General features: G+C 58.1%; 2 protein-coding genes and 1 pseudogene. 1 reads left to right on the top strand and 2 read right to left on the bottom strand.

From position 1 onward, the window contains the following. A pseudogene (locus ACR0B3_RS23885) lies at positions 1–131 on the bottom strand (MBL fold metallo-hydrolase); the annotation flags it as partial. Positions 132–183: 52 nt separating this feature from the next. Between ACR0B3_RS23885 and ACR0B3_RS23880 the strand changes: the two are divergent. Further along, positions 184–747 (top strand): DUF2585 domain-containing protein, encoded by a 564-nt coding sequence (locus tag ACR0B3_RS23880; protein WP_170402422.1) that lies wholly within the window; start codon positions 184–186, stop codon positions 745–747. Between the two features lie 20 nt (positions 748–767). Here the strand turns inward: ACR0B3_RS23880 and ACR0B3_RS23875 are convergent. Further along, the coding region (locus ACR0B3_RS23875) for a fumarylacetoacetate hydrolase family protein (RefSeq protein WP_480811224.1) at positions 768–1,560 on the bottom strand (793 nt) is incomplete at its 5' end.

The following is a 1,560-nucleotide window of genomic DNA, read 5'->3' as shown; positions in this document are numbered from 1 at the left end:
CTGTCATCGCCGATGATCACGCCCGAGTTCGGGTCGCCTTCGGCGGTGAAGGCATAGAGCCCTTCGCCCACCTCGGTGAACGAGATTTTCTTTTCCGACATGTCCCCCTGGGACGCAAATGCCTTGGCCATATCAGTGATTTCCCTTCTGGACAGCGACTGGCTTTGATGATGTTGTCGCCATATGTTTGAACGTCGATTTTTGCCTTATTGGGCAACCGCTTGTGTTGTCATTGCCTGCGCCATCATCCTGCTGTGGATGGGCCGCGAACCGATTTGCAAATGCGGTTATGTCAAGCTGTGGCATGGTGAAACCTTCAGTTCCGAAAGCTCGCAGCATCTGACCGATTGGTACACGCCCAGCCACATCATTCATGGCTTTCTGTTTTACGGTCTTCTGTGGCTGGTGGCGCGCCGCCTTGCCGTTGGCTGGCGGTTGTTCATCGCCACCTTGATAGAAGTCGCGTGGGAGATTTCCGAGAACACCAATGCCGTGATCGAACATTACCGCGCGGTCACGATCTCGCTGGATTACTACGGCGACAGTGTCGTCAACTCGATCGCCGATATTGGCGCGATGATGCTGGGGTTCTGGTTGGCGCGTCGCCTGCCGATCTGGATGACGGTCACCATTGCGCTGGGATTCGAGATCCTGACCACCACGCTGATCCGCGATGGTCTGACGCTGAACGTGCTGATGCTGCTTTATCCCATCGAGGCCGTTAAGGACTGGCAGAGCGCGCTCTGAATATGCGGACTGGACCTGCATCAATCTCTGGCGAATGGATTTTCGAGTGCGGGCAGCACAGTGCCGGTGCAATCGCCGAACCCGACGGTATAGCCGTCGCCCTTGGCTGCGCCGGTCAGGGTCAGCGTGTCGCCGTTCTCGATGAAGGTGCGGGTCTCGCCTGTGTCCAGCGTCAGTGGCTCTTTCCCGCCCCAGCTGAGTTCCAGAAGTGATCCGCGCTCTGGCTTGTTCGGCCCCGAAATGGTGCCGGACCCCAACAGGTCGCCCGTGTTCATCGGACACCCAGACGTCGAGTGATGCGCTAACTGCTGCGCCGCCGAGTAGTACATCTCGCGATAATTGGTTCGTGCGATGGTCGTGGCGTCTTTATTCTCTGGCGCCATCGTTACGGATAGATCGATGTCATAGAGCATCGGGCCGCAATCCTTCAGGTGGTCCAGCAGGGCAAACTCACGGTCGGGCGTATCGCAGCGGAACGGTTCCAGCGCCGCTTTGGTCACGATCCACGGGCTGATCGAGGTCGCGGTCGCCTTGGCCTGAAATGGCCCCAGCGGCTGGTATTCCCAGGCCTGAATATCGCGCGCGGACCAGTCGTTTAGCAGGACATAGCCAAAGATGTTGTCATCGGCTTCCTGCACTGAAATTGGGCCGTCAGACGGTGTGCCCACGATTGCACCCATCTCTAGTTCGATATCAAATCGACGGCTGGGCAGGAAAGCAGGCAGGTCCTGATCGGGCGATTTCAACTGACCCCAGGGGCGACGGATATCTGTGCCTGAAACGACAACAGACGACGCGCGGCCGTTATAGCCG

The organism is Ruegeria sp. CE9 (assembly GCF_056537425.1).
The sequence above is the reverse complement of the archived record's forward strand: the minus strand, read 5'-3'. Positions and strand labels throughout refer to the sequence as shown.

What these genes read in the sequence shown, in the direction of transcription:
- ACR0B3_RS23880 (WP_170402422.1), top strand. Translation starts at nt 184, where the DNA reads ATGTTTGAACGTCGATTTTTGCCTTATTGGGCAACCGCTTGTGTTGTC.